The 4,605-nt window shown below is 64.7% G+C and carries 4 protein-coding genes and 2 pseudogenes; 4 read left to right on the forward strand and 2 right to left on the reverse strand.

The features are described 5' to 3' along the window. Both EP26_RS35865 and EP26_RS35870 read left to right on the forward strand, forming a co-directional pair. A pseudogene (locus tag EP26_RS35865) lies at positions 1-160 on the forward strand (IS256 family transposase); the annotation flags it as partial. 213 nt (positions 161-373) lie between these two features. Continuing rightward, entirely contained in the window at positions 374-658 is a 285-nt protein-coding gene (locus EP26_RS35870; RefSeq protein ID WP_157033942.1) for a hypothetical protein, read from the forward strand. Between the two features lie 308 nt (positions 659-966). Here EP26_RS35870 and EP26_RS29915 read toward each other — a convergent pair. Continuing rightward, positions 967-1,686: pseudogene (locus EP26_RS29915) on the reverse strand (IS6 family transposase). 23 nt (positions 1,687-1,709) lie between these two features. Here EP26_RS29915 and EP26_RS29920 point away from each other — a divergent pair. After that, complete coding sequence (locus tag EP26_RS29920) at positions 1,710-2,174, forward strand: RNA pyrophosphohydrolase (protein ID WP_043344918.1); 465 nt, start codon at positions 1,710-1,712, stop codon at positions 2,172-2,174. Positions 2,175-2,192: 18 nt separating this feature from the next. Here the strand turns inward: EP26_RS29920 and EP26_RS32735 are convergent, their stop codons facing one another. Beyond that, entirely contained in the window at positions 2,193-4,064 is a 1,872-nt protein-coding gene (locus tag EP26_RS32735) for a carbohydrate-binding domain-containing protein (RefSeq protein WP_052389870.1), read from the reverse strand. 277 nt (positions 4,065-4,341) lie between these two features. Between EP26_RS32735 and EP26_RS29930 the strand changes: the two genes are divergently transcribed. Then, on the forward strand, positions 4,342-4,605 hold a 264-nt coding region (locus EP26_RS29930), incomplete at its 3' end, for a transposase (RefSeq protein WP_043344919.1).

A 4,605-nucleotide genomic window follows, 5' to 3' on the forward strand; every position in this document is an offset into this window, starting at 1 on the left:
GCGCCGCATCAAGACGCAGACCGTGCTGCCCTCGGCCGAGACAGCGGCCATGCTGTTCTGGGCCTTGCTCGCGTCAGGTCAGATCAGCATGCGCAAGGTTGACGGTTGGCAGAGCCTCGGTCAGCCGTCCGCCAAAAGCATGATTGACCTCGCCGCCTGACGCGATACCGTCATCGCGCCGGAGACAGCGTGGCCATTTCCAACACACCCCGCGACGGCACCTCGAGCCGAATGGTCGTAGCGACTGGCGCCTTTAACATCAGGTGGTCATTGCCGGTTCCCGCGTCGATCACGGCCTTGGACGCAGAGCCGTTGTAGGTGCTCGGCCCCGTGGGAAATCGCTGGGATAGATTGCGTAGGGCAGGGTCGATGCTTGGTTCAGCAGATCTGTGTGCCCGTCAATGCCGATGGCGGTGACGGTGACGGTGTCATTTCCGGCCCCGGTGGAGATTGTGCTGTTTACGTCTGGCGCCAGCGGGGCATGGGCGAACGACCAGAGAACCGACTGCGCGCCGTCGCTGACGATGACCGATCCATTTTCGCCACTGATAACATCGACAGCGTGGACCGCAGAACCGCTTGCGGCCAGGTCCGCATGGATCTGCTGGAAGGTCGAAACCAAAAAGTTGCCGCCAAGGCTGGTGACCTCGGCTTTTGATGGGTGGAGATCGATGCTGCCAGAGCCAGATCAGCTTCCGATGTACTGGGCACGCGCCCAATTCAGACCATCGAGATGCACTGAACTTGTATTGATTTCGTCGCTGGGAGCGGTGCTCGAATAAGCACCTGCTGAAAGGGGGCCAGGCAGGCTGGCGCCGGCGACGTTATAGCTGATGGAGACAACGGTATCGGGGAGAATGGTCTCGGTGCCGTCGGCCGCAATGCTTTTCCCGTGAATGACGAGGCTCTCGAGGGGTTGTGTTGCAGCGTTTGCTGCGGGTCGCACATGGCCTGCATAGCAGGAGATCAAGCGGCAGACTGGAACAGCTCGGCGGTGAAGGTGGCTTGAGCCTTGATGTCGCGCCCGCCAATACCCTGAACCTGCCCCTTCCTGATCATCGCCATCGCCTCGTAGCCTGCCAGTGTTCGTCGCGCCGTGTGGAAACTGCCAAAGCCAAGCCCTGGTCTGACCAGGCATTTTACGCGCCGGTGATCTTGTTCCACAATGTTATTAAGAAACTTGCACTGTCGTAGCTGAGCGAAGCGCCACAACTCGTCGTCTGCTTTCACATCCGCCGTGGCGCACGGGTAAGCTGGGTTCTTGTCCACTGTGATGGTGCGCGGGTTCACCGTATGCGGCTGCCCAAGCGCCTTGCGGAAGAACCGCTTTGCGGCGTCGGTATCCCGCTTGGCCGAGAGCAGGAAGTCGATCGTCTGGCCACGGCTGTCGACCGCGCGATACAGGTACATCCAGCGGTCCTTCACCCGAACGTAGGTCTCATCGACCCTCCACGATCCGTTGGACATGCGCAGATGGGGGCGGAGCCGCCGCTCCAGCTCCGGTGCATAGGCCTGGATTCAGCGGAAAATGGTAGTGTGTGCGAGGTCGACACCGCGCTCCTGCAGCATGAGCGCGAGGTCGCGGTAGCTAATCGGGAACATGAGGTACCAGCGGACCGCCCAGAGGATCACCTCGGCGGTGAACTGGCGGCCTTTGAAGGTCAGGTCCGCCCGAAGTGTCGCCAGCCGCCGTCTTGCGATGTCCCAGCATGGCTGCGACCGCCTCGATCCGCAAACGATGCAACAGAACCGTCCTCGTCGCCCGCCGCGCGGACCTCGCCAATACCAAGGGCGCGCCCGGCGGCTGGCAGCTGCTCCATGGCGGGATGGACCAGGGCGAGGACCCGGCCGTCGCCGTCTTCCGCGAGATCGAGGAGGAGATCGGCACCCGCAACGCCGAGATCATCCCCGAGCACCCGGACTGGCTGAGCTACGACCTGCCGCCGCAGCTGCTCGGCAAGGCGCTCGGCGGCCGGTATCGCGGCCAGCGGCAGAAGTGGTTCGCCCCCCGCTTCCTTGGCGAGGATGCCGAGATCCGCCTCGACCTCGACCCCCACCCGGAATTCGACGCCTGGCGGTGGGTGCCGCTGGCGACGCTCCCGTCCCTGGCCGTGTCGTTCAAGGCGGAGATCTACGCCATCCTCGCCCGCGACTTCGTCGGCCACGGCGGCTGACGCGGGCAGCCCGCCCCCTCAGGCGAACATCTGGTCGGTGTCGTGCACGGTGAAGGTCGCCGCGCCGTTGCTGACTAGGGCGGCTGAGCCGTTGGCGACCGCGACGCCGTCATAGCTGATGCCATCGACATGGAGGTTGCGGTCCAGCGCCGCGCTGCCGCCCCAGGCATCGTTGAGGAAGGTGACGGCGACCTTGTGGTCGCCCGTCGCCCAGTTGCCCTTGATGGTCACCGTGTCCGACAGGCCTGACGAGTGCCAGGCCGTCGCGGTCTGCACGCCGCCGATCTGCACGTTGTCGACCTTCACGATGTACTGCGCGCTGCCCTGATAGACATCCTGCGAGATGCGCAGCACCAGCGTGTCGGAGCCGGTGCCGAGCGCGATCTGCGCCGGCGCCGGCGCGGTGGAGGAGCCGGGGATCGCGGTGCTGTCCTGCAGGGCGAAGCTCGCCGTCCTCGCGCTGGTCAGCGCCGCCGCACCCTTGGCGACCGCGACGCCGTCAAAGGTCATGCCGTCCACGAAGAGGTTTCGGTCGGCGCTCGGGCCGCTGCCCAGGGCATCGTTGAGGAAGGTGACGGCGACGGTGTGGCTGCCGACGCCCCAGTCACCCTTGATCGTCACCGTGTCGGACATGCCGGAGAGGTGCAGGGCGGTTGCGGTCTGCACGCCGCCGATCTGCACGTTGTCGACCTTCACGGTGTATTGCGCGCTGCCCTGATAGGCATCCTGCGAGATGCGCAGCACCAGCGTGTCGGAGCCGGTGCCGAGCGCGATCCGCGCCGGCGTCGGCGCGCTAAGCGCGACGCCCTTGGCCGAGGTCCAGAGCGGCAGGCCGCTTTGGTCATAGACCGCATTCCCCTCGCCCGGCTGGTTGGCGGCGGCTAGACGGCCATAGCCATAGCCGTAATTGGCGACGCCATCGGTGGGCAGGGCGGCAGTGAAGTGGACCTGCAGCGTGTCGGCCGACACCACCTTGACGGAATCGGCGGTGACGGCGCCGGCTGCATTGCGCACCGACCAGCCGATGCCGCCCGCGGCCTGCGGGTCCAGCGCGGCGAAGCCCGCCGACTGGTCATGCGCCACCTTCACCAGGAGCGTGGCCGCATCCTGCAGGGTGGCGCTGACCACCTTCGGCCCCTCATCCGCGATATTCCCCTTGGCCAGGGCCACTGGCGAACTCGGGCGGGCATACTGCGCCCACTCCTCAGCGAGTGCCAGGGCGAGGCGATGACCGGTCTGCACCGTGTCCTGCTTCGACATGTGCGCGGAGCCGTAGTTGAGCGTCGTGGTCTCCGTCGGGAATTTGTAGCTCATGTCGAGGTCGAGGTCGCGCGCGCCGACGATCGCGCCGAAGGAGGGATCGGCCGAGAGTTCTTCCATGCCGAGCCGGATGGCCTGCGTCGTCGCGTTGGAGGCGCCGACGAAGGGGATGGCGCTGACGAAGACATAGGGGCTGTGGGCGGCGTCGAGGCCGAGGCCCTTGCGCACCCAGGATGCATCGGTGCGGACGGCGCTCTCCCACTCGGCCTTGGTGAGCGAGGTGTTGAGGCTATCATACTCGCTATGGAGCCATAGGACCGCCGTCTCCGTCGCTTGCGGATGCGGGTTCTTGGCGATGTAGTTCAGCAGGTCCTGCTCGTGCGACTTCGCCTGCCAGCTGCCGTCGGTGCCGCGCTGCACCCAGTCGCCGATGAAGGAGGTGCCGCCATAAACCGTTTGCTGCCCCGGCGTGTACCAGTCGGCGGTCAGGCGGATTTTGTCGTTGACGCCGTCGAAGCCGAGCAGCTTCTGCAGGTCGGCGATCAGCGTGGCGGCGCCGACGCCGCCGAAATCATCGCTGAGGAGGAGAAATGCATTTGACTGACCGCGAATGAGAATATCGAGTTCCATATCTGTTCTTCTCAACCTTGAAGCGATAATCGATGGACAGTACCGGAATGCGTGAGGGATAAGACTGCAGACAATATGCTTTCATCTTTGTCGATGTTTCGCAGACGCTGTCCGTCTTTCATGAGATTGCATAGGTTTTGTGATGGATTTCTCAACATGACGCTTAATTCAGACATTGCGGCAGCGGGCTGCGGGGGGCGGCAATGCGCTCTTGACCTGCCCCCCTAGAAGCGGTCCGCCGGTATCGTAGTCCGGCGGCAGCGAAGGGGTGTTTGGGATGGCGAGGCAGAAGGCGCACACGCCGGAGGAGATCGTGGCGAAGCTCCGGCAGGCGGAGGTGCTGATCGGTCAGGGGAAGACGGTGGCGGATGCGGTGCGGGCGATCGGGGTGACGGAGCCGACGTACTACCGCTGGCGGACGGAGTTCGGCGGACTGAAGCTGGACCAGGTAAAGCGGCTAAAGGAACTCGAGCGCGAGAACGCACGGCTTCGGAAGGCGGTGTCGGACCTGACGCTCGAGAAGGTCATCCTGAAGGAAGCT

It is taken from the genome of Belnapia moabensis DSM 16746, from assembly GCF_000745835.1.
Lineage (GTDB): Bacteria > Pseudomonadota > Alphaproteobacteria > Acetobacterales > Acetobacteraceae > Belnapia > Belnapia moabensis.